11 protein-coding genes are annotated in these 16,918 nt (G+C 42.3%); 6 read left to right on the top strand and 5 right to left on the bottom strand.

Features of this window, described 5'->3' with window-relative positions:
- Window positions 1–4: 4 nt before the first annotated feature.
- From JMW39_RS09520 to JMW39_RS09505, 4 genes are all read right to left on the bottom strand, one after another.
- Window positions 5–886, bottom strand: coding sequence for a substrate-binding periplasmic protein (locus JMW39_RS09520; protein WP_201546252.1), 882 nt, complete (start codon window positions 884–886; stop codon window positions 5–7).
- A 383-nt stretch (window positions 887–1,269) separates the two neighbouring features.
- Entirely contained in the window at window positions 1,270–2,529 is a 1,260-nt protein-coding gene (locus tag JMW39_RS09515; RefSeq protein WP_201546251.1) for a multidrug effflux MFS transporter, read from the bottom strand.
- Window positions 2,530–2,793: 264 nt separating this feature from the next.
- Window positions 2,794–3,606, bottom strand: a complete 813-nt coding sequence (locus tag JMW39_RS09510; protein ID WP_201546250.1) for a crotonase/enoyl-CoA hydratase family protein — start codon at window positions 3,604–3,606, stop codon at window positions 2,794–2,796.
- A 184-nt stretch (window positions 3,607–3,790) separates the two neighbouring features.
- On the bottom strand, window positions 3,791–7,255 hold the full coding sequence (locus JMW39_RS09505; protein WP_201546249.1) for an ATP-binding protein: 3,465 nt from the start codon (window positions 7,253–7,255) through the stop codon (window positions 3,791–3,793).
- A gap of 482 nt (window positions 7,256–7,737) precedes the next feature.
- On the opposite strand from JMW39_RS09505, the gene cysM reads away from it, so the two are divergent.
- The 6 genes from cysM to JMW39_RS09475 all read left to right on the top strand — a co-directional run bounded on the left by cysM (window position 7,738) and on the right by JMW39_RS09475 (window position 16,204).
- The gene (cysM, locus tag JMW39_RS09500; RefSeq protein WP_201546248.1) at window positions 7,738–8,694 is read left to right on the top strand and encodes a cysteine synthase CysM; all 957 of its coding nucleotides are present in this window, start codon (window positions 7,738–7,740) and stop codon (window positions 8,692–8,694) included.
- 122 nt (window positions 8,695–8,816) lie between these two features.
- Window positions 8,817–9,641: a 3'-5' exonuclease gene (locus tag JMW39_RS09495; RefSeq protein WP_201546247.1), complete on the top strand. Its 825-nt coding sequence runs from the start codon at window positions 8,817–8,819 to the stop codon at window positions 9,639–9,641.
- A gap of 158 nt (window positions 9,642–9,799) precedes the next feature.
- A complete protein-coding gene (rlmD, locus tag JMW39_RS09490) occupies window positions 9,800–11,341 on the top strand; it encodes a 23S rRNA (uracil(1939)-C(5))-methyltransferase RlmD (RefSeq protein ID WP_201546246.1) in 1,542 nt (513 codons plus the stop codon).
- A gap of 443 nt (window positions 11,342–11,784) precedes the next feature.
- Window positions 11,785–14,337, top strand: coding sequence for a RelA/SpoT family protein (locus JMW39_RS09485; protein ID WP_201546245.1), 2,553 nt, complete (start codon window positions 11,785–11,787; stop codon window positions 14,335–14,337).
- An 83-nt stretch (window positions 14,338–14,420) separates the two neighbouring features.
- The gene (gene mutM, locus JMW39_RS09480; RefSeq protein ID WP_201546244.1) at window positions 14,421–15,401 is read left to right on the top strand and encodes a bifunctional DNA-formamidopyrimidine glycosylase/DNA-(apurinic or apyrimidinic site) lyase; all 981 of its coding nucleotides are present in this window, start codon (window positions 14,421–14,423) and stop codon (window positions 15,399–15,401) included.
- Between the two features lie 362 nt (window positions 15,402–15,763).
- Complete coding sequence (locus tag JMW39_RS09475) at window positions 15,764–16,204, top strand: hypothetical protein (protein WP_201546243.1); 441 nt, start codon at window positions 15,764–15,766, stop codon at window positions 16,202–16,204.
- 89 nt (window positions 16,205–16,293) lie between these two features.
- Here the strand turns inward: JMW39_RS09475 and mscL are convergent, their stop codons facing one another.
- A complete protein-coding gene (gene mscL, locus JMW39_RS09470) occupies window positions 16,294–16,737 on the bottom strand; it encodes a large conductance mechanosensitive channel protein MscL (protein ID WP_201546242.1) in 444 nt (147 codons plus the stop codon).
- Between the last annotated feature and the right edge of the window lie 181 nt (window positions 16,738–16,918).

Genomic DNA, 16,918 nt, shown 5'->3' with positions numbered 1-16,918 from the left:
TTCTCTAAGCTCCTTTATTCGTTTGCTGAGTGGTTGTATTACTAGTAGTAGCAGGAGCCGTTCCGCCCAACCATTTTTGCTCAATCTCTTTAAATGTGCCTTTATCTTTCAGCTTAGCAATACCTTCATTAACGTTCTTGATAAGCTTAGCATTACCCTTTGCCATCAATATCACTTGCTGGGCTGAAGGGTTGTCTTCACCTTCATAAGGCACGATAGTCACTTTATATTCAGAGTGGTTTTTTGCCGTATATTGTAAAATAGGTAAATCATGCAAAATGACGTCAACCTTTCCTTGCATGAGGTCTTCAAATAGCAGAAAGGCTGTGCTTTCAGTAGTCATTTGACTATATTTGCCCATGGCTTTGAGCTGATCATCTTGCTTTGAGCCTTCCATAGCAGCGACATGCATACCTTGTAAGTCTTCAATGCCATTAATTGTCACATTGCTTTTTGCATACATGATTGAAGAGGGATTAAAGAAATAAGTATCAGATAAACCGTACTTTTCAGCACGGTCATCTTTGTAGGAAATGCCTGATATCGCTAAATCACGACCACCTGATGCCACGCTATCAAACATGTTTTGCCAAGTCTCTTTATAAAACTCGACCTTAAAACCTTGCTCCTCGCCGATAGCACGAATCGAATCAATGTCAATACCTTGCATATTGCCGTAGTCATCTTGGAAAGAAAACGGAGGCATTGTGCCTGTAGTCGCAACTTTTATCACTGGCGCTGTATCAGGTAGCTGACTGACGAAGTTGTCTTTACTATCGGTCGCACCGTTGGCAGTGGCATTGACACTTTCTTGATTAGAAGAATTACCACATCCAAATAAACCCACACTCAACATAATCGGTAACACTCGATATAACTGCTTCATATCCTATCCTTATGCCTCGGCGTTATCTTACAAATCAAAGAAAATCCTATTAAAAAACATTGTAATACTTATACAACAATCTATTACAAGAAGTTACGCTGGATAATAATTGAGCAATTCTACTATTGCAATAATTTTGTTTGGCTATAGCGTACATATTTTCATATATGGCAATAAACTTATATAGAATGGTAGGTGCGAACGAAGTCATTACTTAAAAATATAACAAACAAATATTCATTAAAAATGTATTTATTGAGCCAAAAATCTAATAAGCAGGAAGAACTAGAGGAAATAACAGACATAAAAAAAGTATTCAGACGTTTGCGACGCACTGAATACTTTTTTACAAAAACTAAAATTGAATGAAATTTATCGATTAATCAATCCGCATTATCCAAATTCAAATTACGGTCTATTTGCCAAATTAAATAAGTGCCAAGACTCATCAGCGCAAACATCGCGATACCTATCTTTAGCACCGGATTGACGGGGAATAAGTTTAATAATAGACCGCCAAAAATACCGACTGAAAACATCAAAGAGCCCTGCATCGCACTTGCCATGCCAGCACGGCGCTTTTGAAAAGCGAGTGCAATCGCCGAGGCGTTTGGCTGCGTCAGACCTAAGCCGGCAATACAGAAGAAAATACAGGCTAAAACCAGCGGCAACCATGCATCCGTACCAAAGACTATACCTATTACAAATAACGCCCCGGCAGAAATGACCTGCATCATCGCCCCAAACCGCAGGATACTTAAAATACGAAAACGATTGGTTAACCATTGATTCAGCTGGGTTAGTCCTACAAACCCTGCCGCATTCATCCCAAATAACCATCCAAAATGTGTGGCTGAGACACCATAGGTATCCATGATTAATTCAGAAGCCGAGCTAATATAGACAAACATAGCCCCCATTAATAAGCCGCCGCCAATCGCTGGATAGTTAAAAGTCGGGTCTTTTAATAAATCCCAATATTGACTGAGTACTTCTTTGGCAGGACGAACATTTCGGTTTTCTTCAGTCAGCGTTTCAAAGAAAAAGAACTTGGTGAGTAATAAGTTTAGCGTGCCAAAAGCCGCCAAAAACCAAAAGATAGAATGCCAACTAAAGAACTGTAAAAATACAGCACCAAGGGATGGCGCTAATATCGGTGCTAAGCCCATCACCAATATCATAATAGAAAAGGCTTTGGCGGTTTGTTTGGCTGTCAGTCGATCCCTGATTGCCGCGCGAGTCACAACCGCACCAACGCAAGCACCGAGCGCTTGAAAGGTACGACCGACAAACAATACGTATTCATTATCGGTAGTTGCACAAACAATCGAGGCAATCACATATAAGGTCATACCGATATATAAAGGTTTGACGCGACCGACGCGATCACTAAAGGGACCATAAAACAGCTGCCCAAATACCAAACCAACAAAATAAGCCGGAACAGAGTTGGCCATAAATGCGGTCGATACACCAAAATCATCTGCCATCGATGGTAATGCTGGCAGATACATATCAATCGATAATGGTCCGACTGCTACGATAAGCCCAAGCATCATAATCCATGCAACGGGTAAATCAGCAGAGCGCACTCGGTCAGCAGCATTTGGTTTATTGGGCAGGGAGGATTTTGGAGCAGACATAGTTAGACCATATGATAGAGTGATGATTATTTTATTATTGATGCGCGGTTTGTTGTGTAATTTTAATAGGCTTTTATTTTAAACCAAGCTTTGTTAAAAATAACTTCTACAAACAATGATGCATACTGACAGGCAGCAACGCAAGCCGTCTACAAAAACAGATAATGCTATATTGCACTATCTGCTTGTAATTCAATAGATGCTTGATGTGAATAAAATAAACCTGTATCACTCAAATACAGTGGCTAAATATGGCTAATTTGTCTAACGGAATTGACGTTTGCCAAAAGCGGTACTGGCTTGCTTGGCTTTTCTAAGCGCCAGCTTACGGTTGCGACCGAACATCATTTTTAACTGCCAGAATTTTTCTTTATACAACGTCGTAGCTGGCTGTTGGAACATGGCATTAATAACGCGTTTACTTGCCAGCACCGCATCGGGTGAACGCTCAGCAAACTCGGCAGCAAGCTTTTGCGCCTCCTCAAGTGGCGTCTCACTACAATGGCTGACTAACCCAAGCGCTTTACCTTCCTCGGCATTCACGGTACAAGCCGTCATTGCCAGCTCTTTTAAGATATCAGCGCGTACGACGCCAAACCCTGATTGCGTTAAGCCCATGTCAGGAACCAGCCCCCACTTGGCTTCCATAATAGACAATTTGCAATCAGGATGGCTGATACGCACATCACATGCCAGCGCCAGCTGTAAGCCTGCGCCAATACAATAGCCTTCAAGCACGGCAATAACAGGCACAGGGACATCACGCCAAACCAAGCAGACGCGTTGAAATAGACTTTGCCAAGGTTTAACCAGCTCCCATAGCGCAAAGGCTTGATTTTTAGGATGGTTTAAATCGCCCAAATCGATACCAGCACAAAATGTTCCTTCCGCGCCATTAAGAATCACCGCGCGTACGCTTTTATCTTTACTGATACGACCGGCGACTGCTATCAACTCTTGCACCACTTTAAAACTCATGGCGTTCTTTTTTTCCGGTCGATTGATGGTCACCGTTATTATGTTGTCGGTCGCGCTGACTTGTAATGTCTCATACTGGTAAGTGGCAATAGCGTGCATAATCATCCTTAATAATAAATAAAACAACTGTAATGGTTGGTGCTCAGATTAATATTAACAGCCTTGCACGAACCCTTCCTTATCAATAACTGACTGCTAGGGTATCGTTTACCGTTCGCACCCTTTAATCTCTGTCTAAGTACTGTATCGGTTTTAAAGTAAATTAACTATAAAACCAACTGTCCTAAATCATTTTCCACGTCATATCATTTTCACTCAAACGATGATAATTAAGCTGCGGATAAGCCGATAAATCCAGTGTTTGTAAGTTATTTAACGCGGTCAATAGCGCGTTAAAATAAGGTTCAAGCATCGTAAATTGGGCGGGCGTGGTATGTTGGATATTTAATAAGCATTTATCCTCTAAATCTTGGCTGGCCTGACGCAATTGCGGCACGCCTGTATAACGACTGCCACCCAATATACGATGGGCAATTTGCGCAAGCGTACTGCGGTTGCGACTCTCCCATGCCTGTATCAACGCTTGCTTTTCATCATTGATAGTATCAAGCATCATAATAATCAGCTTGGCAGCCAAATCGGGTTTATTGGCTGAACGCGTTAAGGCATCTTGCCAATTTAAAATCTCCAAAGTATTAAGAAAGTTTGCGCCCAAGCCCGTATTATTTTGACCTTGCGTTGTTTCTACAATCTGCTTATCTTTAGTACTATCTGTCATTTGATAGGGCGGATAAAACAATGGTGCTTGACCCTGCTCTTGATAGCGCAAATTCTCATAGCGTGGTTGGGTCTCGCGCGGTGTCTCACGTCTATAATCTTCACGTGGCTGACTGTCACGCAAGTAATCATCGCGAATTTTCTTCAGCGATAAAGGGCGGGTAATTTTTGCTGGACTCATCGCTTCAGCACCTCGATTACCCTTATCACCTTTCACTATAGGATAAGTCGGCGCTGTCAGATCTGTATACGCCGTTAAAGAGTCTTGCATTAATGCATTATTGAAATTAGAACTTGGCAAATCCGAGCTAGGCGAATTTACAGGGTGTAAATCATCATTAGCAAGGGCATTCAATGGCAGTACTGAAGTGGTACGACCAAGCCATTTTTGTAGCACTTGCAATAATTGTGGCTGGCTAATAGGTTTACCCACATAATCATTGATGCCGCTCGCAATCAACTTATCGCGCTCATCAGCTAAGCCATGAGCGGTCAAGGCAATAATTGGAATATGATTATCAGGGGTTTCGATATTACGGATTTGGCGCGCTGCTTCATGCCCTGACATACGAGGCATTTGAATATCCATAAATATCAAATCGATGCTATTTTTGTCCGCCGCATTGCTCTTATCATCTGTCGTAGCATCGTCAAGATGTAATGAGCCAACCGCCGATTTACTGACATCGTCGCGGGCCTCAGCTTTAGATATTTGGGTCTTTTTCGACAGACTTTGTTTTTCAGTTTTAGCAGTTTTGATATGTTTGGTTTGCTGTTTACTGATGATTTCTATCGCATCAAAACCACTACTGGCAGTAATCACATGGATACCAAGCTCACTTAATAGCGCATCAAGTACCAGTAAGTTTGGCAGATGATCGTCGACGGCTAAGACAGTAACGCCCTTCCAACGTGGCTCTTGAATCCCACTTGGAGCGCTGCGCTTTTGCGTATCAAGCATCGCATAGAGCTGTCTTTTATCCAATGGCTCATACAAAATATTGGCATGATAACGATTGAGCAGCGCTTGGTCAGCGGCAACTTGATAGCCAAATACCGCCAGCTTACCCTGATAATGCAGGCGAATCTGTTTGAGCAGCGCCATCATATCGTCTTGCGTATCGTCATCAACGATGACCCAATCCCAGTAATTGCCGCGCTCTTTGAGCGACTCAAGAACGCCCGGTAAAGAATTGGCTTGGGTTAGGGTAATCGGTAAATGTTGCAAGCTGGCTTTAAGCACCTGTATCGATGCCAGATGATTAATCCAAACGAGCACATTAAATTCATCCGTATCGCTGGCAAGCGGTGCGAGTACTGGCAGCTCAATCGTTTGTCCAGTCGCCGCTTCTAAAACATCGACATGCGCTGGCATCCGAAACCAAAACGTTGCTCCCTGATTAGAGATATTTTCTTGCACATTGTCATAAAAGCCAATATCGCCGCCCATCAGCCGCGTTAATTGCTTGGAGATGACCAGACCCAAACCTGTACCGCCGTATTGACGCGTAATCGATGGATCACCTTGACTAAAGCTTTGAAAGAGCATTTTTTGGTCAGACAGCGAGATACCTTTACCGCTATCTTGCACGCTAATCATCAAGTAATTGTCGCGATGATCGTCTAAGCTGACGCGAACGACCACGTCTCCACTATCGGTGAATTTAATGGCATTACCGACGATATTGGTCAGTACTTGTTTAAGACGCAGGGCATCGCCGTTGATGCGCATCGGCACGTCGTTATAAAACAACACCGCCATACGTAGACCTTTTTCTGCAGAAACCGGCGATAGCATATCGACCACGTCATAGATGGTGTCATAAAGGTCGAACTCATGACGATCAAGTACTAGCTTGCCTGCTTCAATCTTGGAAAAATCTAATACGTCGTTGACTAACGCTAATAGATGCGCCGACGATTTACGAATAGTTTGTACGTACAAGTCTTGTTCAGGATTAAGCTCACCGTGACGTGCCAGCAAATTAATAAAGCCATCGATACTGTTTAATGGTGTACGCAATTCATGACTGATATTGGCCAAAAATGCCGATTTTGCTTGGCTGGTTGAGATTGCGGCATCACGGGCATTACGGATAGAGATATTTTGCATTTCCATCTCATCAAATGCCAAGCGCAAATCATCTTCGGTTTGCTCAGCATGGTCTTTCAAATCTTGGAAGCTTACATGTAGACGACGTAAGGTCTTGACCAAATCTTGCTGTAATAAATTCAGCTCACCATTTGATTCCACTGGAATAGGCTGATAAAGATTGTCGACATGGGTACGTTGTAATTGCAGGCGCAGCTCGTAAATTGGCGCAATCCAACGTTTTGAATAGATATTTAAGCTTAATAACAAAATTAAAATCGTAAATAAACCGGTAATCGCCAGTGCCATGGCAATACGATAACGAGCGATATAAAGCGGCTCGTTATCCATATCGATCATTAACCACAATTGCTGCCCATCAAACTCACCCAAGCTACTACCGTAAGCTGTGCCAATGGGCGTTGGTTTTTGCGATAAGAAGCGCTCTGAAGATTCTATCAGTGGCCAAGTTTCATCGATACCATAACCGACGCTTGCTAGCACTTCATTATCCTGATTAATAATGGCAATACGCTGGACATGCTGCTCAGACTGCATGCGCCCTAACCTATCTTGAATACTTTCCAGGGTTTCTATCGCCGCTTGCGACTTCGTATTTGTCTTGCTTTTACCATCGCCTTTTTCTGCTTGCTGCTTCTCTTTCTCTACTAATAGCTCAGGAACCAGCTCCGCAATCGTTGGCGTATAACGAATCAGCACCGCCTCTGCTAACGCTTCTTGCTCTGAATTGCTAGCACGCATGGTTTCATAAAACACCAACATGCCACCGACCGCTGCCAATAAACAAATCGGCAAAAACACCAATATAATCAGCTGACCATAAGCACTACTAGTATCAAAACGTTTTTTATAAGCCATGCTGGGTTTACTCTCCACTAATATTGGCGATAAATACTATTGGTGATAAGTATTATTGTTGCGGTTAGATGCTCATTACTTACTAATCACTAAAGGCAATCTATTAACGATAGCTTGAGATTATCTTAGCAGGATTCTAATGAAGGCGGTTAACCATTCATTAGCAAACTTTTACTGCTTCCCTTACTAATGCACGTTCATTGTTCCAAGGCTATTGCTAAGCAGTCATCTCTTAATATTTTTTTATAAGTATAAACAAACTGCCTATCCTCAATAAAAATTTATGCATTAAGCGCAGCCGAAAACAAAATGATATAATGACGCAAATTTTTATTGACCACGATAAACATTCAACAGTTATAAAGTACTGACCTATTATTGATAATGTCTTAGTACCTATCATTTAAACAGCGTCAATTAATAAACAGTACCAATTTATAAATAGTGCCAATTAAAAACTTAATCATTAATAAGGATACCTTATGTCCGCTACGGCCCAGTCAAACGCCAATTTTATTACGCAAATCACTGACCTTGCCGATTGCGTGGGTAAGACGCCCTTGGTCAAGTTAAACCGCCTGCCTGAGCAAGAGCAGATTGCCAATAGCGCGGTATTACTCGCCAAGCTTGAAGGTAATAATCCTGCCGGTTCGGTAAAAGACCGTCCTGCCTTTAATATGATTTATCAGGCTGAGCTGCGCGGTGATATTAAACCGGGCGATATGTTGATTGAAGCGACCAGCGGCAATACGGGCATTGCTTTGGCCATGGTGGCGGCGATGCGCGGTTATCCAATCACTTTATTTATGCCAACCAATTCGACCCAAGAGCGTAAAGATGCGATGGCAGCTTATGGCGCCACGCTTATCGAAGTGGACGAAGGTATAGAAGCCGCGCGTGATATGGCACTGCAAATGCAAACGGACGGTAAAGGTATTGTGCTCGATCAGTTTAATAACCCTGATAATAAACAAGCGCATTATTTGACTACTGGTCCTGAGCTTTGGGCGCAAACAGAAGGTAAACTTACCCACTTTATCAGCTCGATGGGCACCACAGGTACTATTACAGGCGTCGCGCAATACCTTAAAGAGCAAAACCCTGAGGTCAAAATCATCGGTTTGCAACCTGACGAAGAAGCGTCTATTGCTGGTATTCGCCGTTGGCCGGCTGCTTATATGCCGGGTATTTTTGAAGCAGACTTAGTTGATGAAATCATGGATGTTGATCAACGTGTTGCTGAGGTTTATATGCGAAAACTGGCGAAAACTGAAGGTATTTTTGCTGGTGTGTCATCAGGCGCAGCAGCATGGGCAGCCACCGAAGTCGCAAAAGAGAATCCAGGTGCAGTCATTGCCTTTATCGTTTGTGATCGCGGTGATCGTTATTTATCGACAGGCTTATATAATGTTGATGACAGTCTAGACAGTGCGCAATAAAAAGTAAGCAGTAGAAAGTAAGAAATACGCTCAACGCAGTAGCATAAGCTCATAAATCTTAAGTTAATCAATTATAAGTTTACCAATCATCATTCAAAGCCAATAGCTAGGTAAGATTATTTATGTCAAACGCCCTTTCGTCCAAACCTCTATTGGTCTTTGATATTGAGACGGTTGCCGATACCGATGCTGCCCGCCGCATTTATCCACAATTGGCTGAGCTAAACGATGCCGATGCCTTAAACGCATTGACAGCGCTGCGACTCCAAGAAGCGGGACATGACTTTATGCGTTTGCCATTGCAGCGTATTGTCTGTATTTCTGCGCTCTATATTAAAGATGGCAAATTTTCTTTATTTTCTCTGACTGCCGATAAGTTTAGCGAAAAAGAAATACTGAGCAAATTTTTTCGCGCCTTTAGTGATATTGAAAAGCTGCCACAGCTGATTAGCTGGAACGGCTCAGGCTTTGATATTCCCGTGCTTATTTATCGCGCGATGCAGTATGACTTATCCGCGCCGTGGTTATTTGAAGAAGGCGAGCGTATCAAAAACATGCGCTTTGATAATTACGTCAATCGTTTCCACAGTCGCCATCTTGATTTGATGGACAGGTTTAGCCAATACGGTGCCAGTCGCCGCGAAGCCATGGATGTCGTCGCTAGTCTTTACGGCTTGCCCGGTAAAACCAATGTCGATGGCAGTATGGTTGGCGAGCTGGTCAGCAATGGGAATTGGCAAACGCTGTCAATATATTGCGAATCTGATGTGATGAATACCTGGCTGATATATTTGCGCTGGTTGCGATTAACAGGGCAATTGTCCTCGCCAGATTTTGATGCGTGGCAGCAGCAAAGCCGTGATTATTTGGCACAATATACCCAAGCAGATGGCAGTCCACGCCATCATGAATTTATTGCCGATTGGTCATCTGCGCCTGCACCATAGCAGACATTTTCATCTAACGGCTGTCTTTATAAAAGCTTATTCATAAAAGCGTCTTTATGAAAATTTTTTATAAAGATAACGTTTTAACAACTAACGTCTCACCCTCATTTATCGTTATTTATCATTTATTACTTACTATTTATTATTAAGGCAGGTTTATGCAGCCCACCGACTCAAAAGATTCTACCAATTTAAACGCCAACCAACAGCCTAACGAGACTCAAACTATTACTATCCCGCCAAGCAAAAAAAAATCTAAGCCATCATCAAAAACCCGTCGCCGTTTAAAGGATGCCGAGCCTTTACCTTTTAACATCGATGGCCTGTCACATGATGGTCGCGGCGTTGCAGTATATGGCAATGGTTTTGGTGAAGTAGATGGTCACATCGAAGATAAGCATGGCAAAAAGATTTTTGTCAGCTTTGCGCTACCGGGCGAAAGCGCCTTAGTCAAAATTACCAATAGCCGTACCAGCTTTGAAGAAGGTGATGCCGTAAGTATTACCGCCAATCCAAACCCTGAGCGTGCGGTACCGCCCTGCCCGCATTTTGGCGTCTGTGGTGGCTGTAATCTGCAACATTGGCAGCCAGAAGGTCAAATCAACTTTAAGCAATCTGTGCTTGCTGAAATGCTTATCCATCAAGCCAATGTCGAACCAGATCATTGGCTCGCGCCAGTAGTCGGCGATCGCTTAGGTTACCGAACTAAAGCACGACTCGGCGTCCGTTATGTCGCCAAAAAAGAAACCGCCTTGGTTGGTTTCCGTGAGCGCTCAAGTAACTTTTTAGCGGAGTTAAATGAGTGTCACATCCTAGACCCACGTATTGGCTTTGAGATTGAAAATTTAAAAGCACTTATCAGCACGCTAGAGAGTCGTGACAAGATTGCTCAGCTTGAACTAGCTATAGGTGAAGCGATGCCAGAGCTGCCTGATGGCAATCAGCCCGTTGCCCTTATTGTGCGTAATTTAGCGCCATTATCAGATGCGGATATTGAGAAATTAAAAACGTTCTTTGCGGCACGCAATTGGCAGTTATATTTACAGTCAAAAGGCGCCGATAGCATTCAGCGTATTGCCTTGACTGAGCATGATGACATGAGTGAGCAGTTTGGGCGCTTATATTATCAATTGCCAGAGTATGATTTGACGTTTGAATTTATCCCAACTGACTTTACTCAGGTCAATTTATCGGTCAATCGTCAAATGACCAAACTTGCTTGCGACTTACTAGACTTAAAAGCAGGCGAGCGCGTGCTAGATTTATTCAGTGGTTTGGGCAACTTCAGCTTACCACTAGCACGTTTAGTCGGTGAAACTGGCTCGGTGGTTGGCGTTGAAGGCAGTGAAGCCATGACTGCCCGTGCTGCCGATAACGCACGCCGCAATGGCATTAATAATACTGAGTTTTATAGCCAAGATTTAACCCAAGATTGCACCGATAAACCTTGGGCGAATCAAGGCTTTGATGCGTTATTGATTGACCCACCGCGTTCAGGCGCATGGGAAATTATGCAGTATCTGCCGAAGTTCAATGCCGAACGCATTGTTTATGTATCCTGTAACCCTGCTACCCTTGCGCGTGATACCAAAGCCTTGTTAGAGCAAGGTTATCGCTTAACCCATGCGGGCGTGATGGATATGTTCTGTCATACAGGTCACGTCGAGTCAATCGCGCGTTTTGAGAAAATCCCAGCTTAATATTAGTTTTAATAATACCAATATTAACGCATGGTTTTTTTGAATATGACATTTTTTAGCATAACGTTTGCAAGAATCATAACGCTCATTTTTAACCGCATTGCTTTATGCAAAAACGGATTAAGCGATAAGGTTAATAAGGCGTTATGTTATCTAAACCTACACGGTCATTACAGAGCCTTGCTTGATTTGTCATTTTAAAATGAGATAATAATAACCAGTATACTGAAGCTTTCTTAATCAAGATATGATGAGTACCCTTACTCATCGCTTTATATATTATTTATCTCTATCATTTTATAGCTGCTAAAAAAGGATTTTTTAGCGGCTGAATTGATTTATAGCTAACTGCTTACTTATCGAAAACTTATATTTTTCTAAGTATATATCTTTCTAAGTAACTATGCTTTTAATCAATTCTGAATAGCTAAGAGGAGTGGGCTATGGTAAAAATTCGTGAAGGATTACCGCTGGTAGATGGACAAACCACGCAAGCCGATAGCGCAACATTGGCAGCACAACTGGTCGCAAGTCAGCGTTCTCATCAGTCTGCCAATAGCTATGCCCAAATTCCACACGATATCAAATACCAGCTGTCTACCCATAAGCTACACACTACCTTTGATCGCTCTGCTCAGTATGCTTATCACAGTCATGACCCCAACCTCAAAGATGAGTATTTAGACAATCAACTGCTTGATGATACGCATGCGCTTTCAGCAAAAGAGCTAGAAGAGATTGATTTAGACCAAATAAATATCGACGTGCCTACTTGGCTTGATAATGTCGCCAAGCGTATCGGTCAAGAATCTGTACCCAATCTTGCCGCCGCTTGCGAGTTTATCCGCAGTCACATGAATACCAGTGAATCTGAACGCTCAGGCGCTTATGTCACCGGTATTGCGATGACCGATATCCTAACCTATCTGTATCAAGATGAAGATGCGCTCGTCGCAGCGATGCTTTATCGTAGCGCCCGTAAATCGATTATTAGCTTAGCGGAAATTGAAAAAAAATTCGGTGCGGATATCTCAACCTTAGTCAAAGATACATTGGCGATGGGTAAGCTGTCGGAGATTATCGAAAGCAATAAGCGCTTAGAAGACCACTTTGTCAATAATCAACGTGACCAGCTATCCAACATTTATAGCATGCTCATCTCCGTTACCAATGATGTCCGCGTCGTGCTGATTAAATTGGCTGAGCGTACCTTTGCCATGCGTGAACTGACCTTTTCTAGTGAAGAGCGGCAACATCGAGTCGCGCGCGAGGTCATGACTATTTATGCACCATTGGCTCATAGGCTGGGTATTGCCCAATTAAAATGGGAGCTTGAAGACTTAGCGTTTCGCTATCTTGCGCCTGAGCGTTATAAAGAAATTGCCAAATTGCTATCAGAAAAGCGTAGCGAACGTGAGTCCTATATTCAGCGCGTACAAGATAAGCTTAATGCAGCCTTAGCCGAAGCTGGTATTGAGGGCGAGGTTTCAGGACGCGTGAAGCACATCTATTCTATTTACCGGAAAATGAAGCTCAAAGGTTTATCCTTTGATCAGCTTTATGATATTCGCGCGCTGCGCGTATTGGTCAATAGTCCTTCAGACTGCTATCACGTTTTAGGCTTGGTACACGGTTTATGGCGCTACATTCCTGAGCAATTCGACGACTATATTACCAATCCTAAATCTAACGGTTATCGCTCGCTACATACCGCCGTTATTGCTGAGAATAAATCGCTTGAAGTTCAGATACGTACCCAAGAAATGCACTTTGAAGCCGAGCTTGGCATGTGCGCGCACGTCAATTATAAAGAAGGTTTGAAGAATAAAAAGGATAATTACCTTAACCAAAGAATCAGCTCACTACGGCAACTGCTTTCTATCAATAATGAGACGCGCAATCAACCGCGCTCAACATTATTAACAGGCGAAGAGTTAGAAGAAATCGAATTTGACGAAGAAGAGCAACTGGTTGATTTTGATGAGCTTGAGCGTATTTATATTTTTAGTCGTGACGGCGATATTACTGAACTGCCTAAAGGCGCGACGGTACTGGATTTTGCCTATTATGTGCATACGCAAGTCGGTAATCGTGCGCAAGCGGCGTGTGTCAACCAGCGTTATGTGCCGCTAACTTATCAGTTAAAGACAGGTGAACAAGTTGAAATTATCACCAAAGCATCGCGCGAACCTAACCGCGATTGGTTGGTCGCCTCGCTCGGTTATATTCATACCAACCGCGCGCGCTCAAAACTGCGCCAATGGTTTAACAAGCAGGACCGCGATAAAAATATTGAGATAGGTCGCCAAATGCTCAGTAAAGAGCTTGAGCGTTTATCGGTGCATCCAAACAGTATCGATTTAAACGACTATACGCAGCATTTTAACGTTAATAATACCGATGATATCGTGGTCGGTTTGGTGACCGGCGACATTGGTCTCAATCAGCTTACCAGTCATATTTCTCGTCAATTGCATCTAGAGCCTGAAAAACCTGAAGAAGATTTTACCCCTACTATTAATGCAAAAGACGCAGGAAAACTTGATGCTTATAAAATCCATATCGATGGCTTGGATAATATCGAGATTAACCTAGCAGGCTGCTGCCATCCTGTCCACGGCGAACCCATCGCCGGCTACATTACTTTGTCGCGTGGTGTCAGCGTACACAATCGTGGTTGCCCCGAATACTTGCGCTTGATTGAAAATGACCCAGCACGTGAAATTGACGCTGCTTGGACAGTTAAAGCTGGGCGTTATCAACCGGTAGATATTCATATAGAAGCGTATGATAGACGTGGGTTACTGCGTGATTTGACCCAGATTATCGATAAAGAAAACGTCAATATTCGCCAAGTTGAAACGCTGAGTAATGATGATAACATCGCTTTTTTAAAGTTTCATATTGAAGTTTCAGGGCTTGCACATTTATCTAAGCTCCTTGCTAAGCTTGAACAGCAGCACGGCATCTTACACGCTCGCCGCGCCGTTGTTTGATCCGTTTTTTACACTGCAATCATTAAAACTATTCTCTCATACCGTTAATCCATAATCATAATAGAGTGTTGATAAAAAATACTATGCCTGAGTTGCCTGAAGTAGAAACCACTAAAACCAGTCTTAACCCCTTATTAGGTCAACAAGTGGTCGATGTCAAAGTTTTCCAACCCAAACTACGCTGGTCAATGCCTGATGATTTAAACCAACTGATTAATTATACTTTGGATAGCGTCGAGCGCCGAGCAAAGTACTTGATACTGAATTTTATACCGCTCATTTCTGTCAATACCATCACTCCTATTCAGCCTAATACTTTGGCACCGCGCCAACTATTGATTCATCTAGGTATGTCAGGTAGCCTACAGCAGCATAGCTATGGCACTGATAAGCGTAAACATGACCATCTGGTGGTCACATTCAGCGGCGCTGATGATACCCAAACACAGTTGCATTATTACGACCCAAGGCGCTTTGGCTCGGTGTTATGGTTTGATGATTATGGTCATAAGCTATTAGATCATTTAGGTCCCGAACCATTATCAGCAGAATTTACCGCTGATTATTTATATCATTCAATTCAGCGCTCAGATAGCCCAAATCAAATTTCTGATAATGCTTTAAGCAATAATGTCAGCATCACAACAACCGATACGCGTAAATCAAATACTACCAAACAGCCTATCAAGCGCGCCATAAAATCAGTCATTATGGAACAGCAAATCGTCGTCGGCGTTGGTAATATTTACGCCACTGAAAGCCTCTATTTATCAGGCATCCATCCGGCAACGCCCGCTCATAAAGTTTCATACGAGCAAATAATGACCTTGGTTGACCATATCAAAGCGATTCTAAAAAAAGCGATAACGTTAGGTGGCTCCACATTACGCGATTTTACCGTCGCCAGCGGTCAAACCGGTTACTTTCAACAAACCTTAAATGTCTATGGCAGACAAGGCGAAACTTGTCCACATTGCGACACAGCATTAGAAAATATTAAGCTTAATGGACGGGCTAGTGTGTTTTGCCCTGATTGTCAGCCAATTAATATTAATAAGCTATAAAAGATTAAGACGATAACCTTAATATGGTTATTTTAATCACGTATCTGATATCTAAGATTTTTCATAAATTTCTTTATAATTAAGAGCTGTTCTAGATAAACAAAATAATCTAGGGTAACTCCTACAATTATCTATATTGAGAAATATCCTGCTGATACCAATATAGTGCGCATTTTTGTTGCTTATTAGCTGACATCTTGCTTTAATAGCGCTAATATTTACATAAATAGTGCAAAGCGTTTATTTATCTGTAATAATAAAAAATACCTATCGTTGTCGCCTTGTTTCTATAGAGAAATCGTCTCTGTATGCAAATAGCAGCAGCTATTAATCATACTACTTATAAGTTTTAGGATACTATTATGAGTGCTCCAACTAAACTAAAACGTACCGCTAAATATAAGCTACTGACCACGATAGTAAGCGTAAGCTTAATTTGTGCTAGTATGCAGCCCGCTTTAGCAGCGATAGAAATCGATGAGACTGATTTTGGTCCCTCTTATGAGACTATGGCAGTCGATACGATTGTCGGTAAGCCATTACAATTAGTAGCCGCTGTAGCAGGCACAGCAGCGTATCTTGTAAGTCTGCCCTTCTCACTCATCGGTGGTAATGCCGATCAAGCACAGCAGAAGTTATTCGTTGAGCCATGGGATGCGATGGGACGCTGCTTAGGGTGCACCGTTGCTGAAGATAATTTTTATAAATCACAAGTCATTGATAATAATGTCGTGCGTATCGTAGTCGATGGGCCTTCAGAAATTCTTATTAATACCAATGACTATGTGGTAGTTACGCCATAGCGTTATACGCTTTAAGCTTATCAATCGACAATAAAAAAGGCTAAATTATCGTTAGCCTTTTTTGATTCTGGTAAGCAAATTATATGACTTTATTTCGTAATGTGAGTATTGCTCAGCTTTGCGCTAATCTCACGCAGTAATTGCACCTCTTCTGACGGCTCTGCTACAGCTTCTTCCACCTCATCTTCACGGCGTAATCTATTAACCATTTTGACCATCATAAAGATGATAAACGCCAAAATCAGGAAGTTAATCAACACCGTGATAAAACTACCATAAGCCAACACCGGCACACCTGCTGCCTTGAGTGCATCATAAGTCATTGCAACGCCTTCGGGTGCATCTCCTAGTATGAAAAACATATTTTTAAAGTTAATTTCGCCGCCAGCAATAAAAGCGACGATTGGCATTATAATGTCTTCAACTAAAGAAGTCGTGATAGTTGCAAAAGCGCCACCAATGATGACACCGACTGCTAAGTCCATCACGTTACCTTTTAAAGCAAATTCCTTAAACTCAGATACCATACTCATAATGTCACTCCTTGAAGTTTTTACCTATGGTCAGGTAAATAATTGAATGGTTATTCTTACTTAGAAATAATAAAATTAATTCTAAACAATATAGTTAGGTTAATTAGTTTTACTATTATATAAAAAGACAGGCACAAAAAAAAGCAATATAAAGTGAACCATATTCAGCTCACTTCATACT

It is taken from the genome of Psychrobacter immobilis, assembly GCF_904846175.1.
In the GTDB taxonomy this organism is placed as follows: domain Bacteria; phylum Pseudomonadota; class Gammaproteobacteria; order Pseudomonadales; family Moraxellaceae; genus Psychrobacter; species Psychrobacter immobilis_E.
This window is presented reverse-complemented; position numbering and strand designations above follow the sequence as displayed.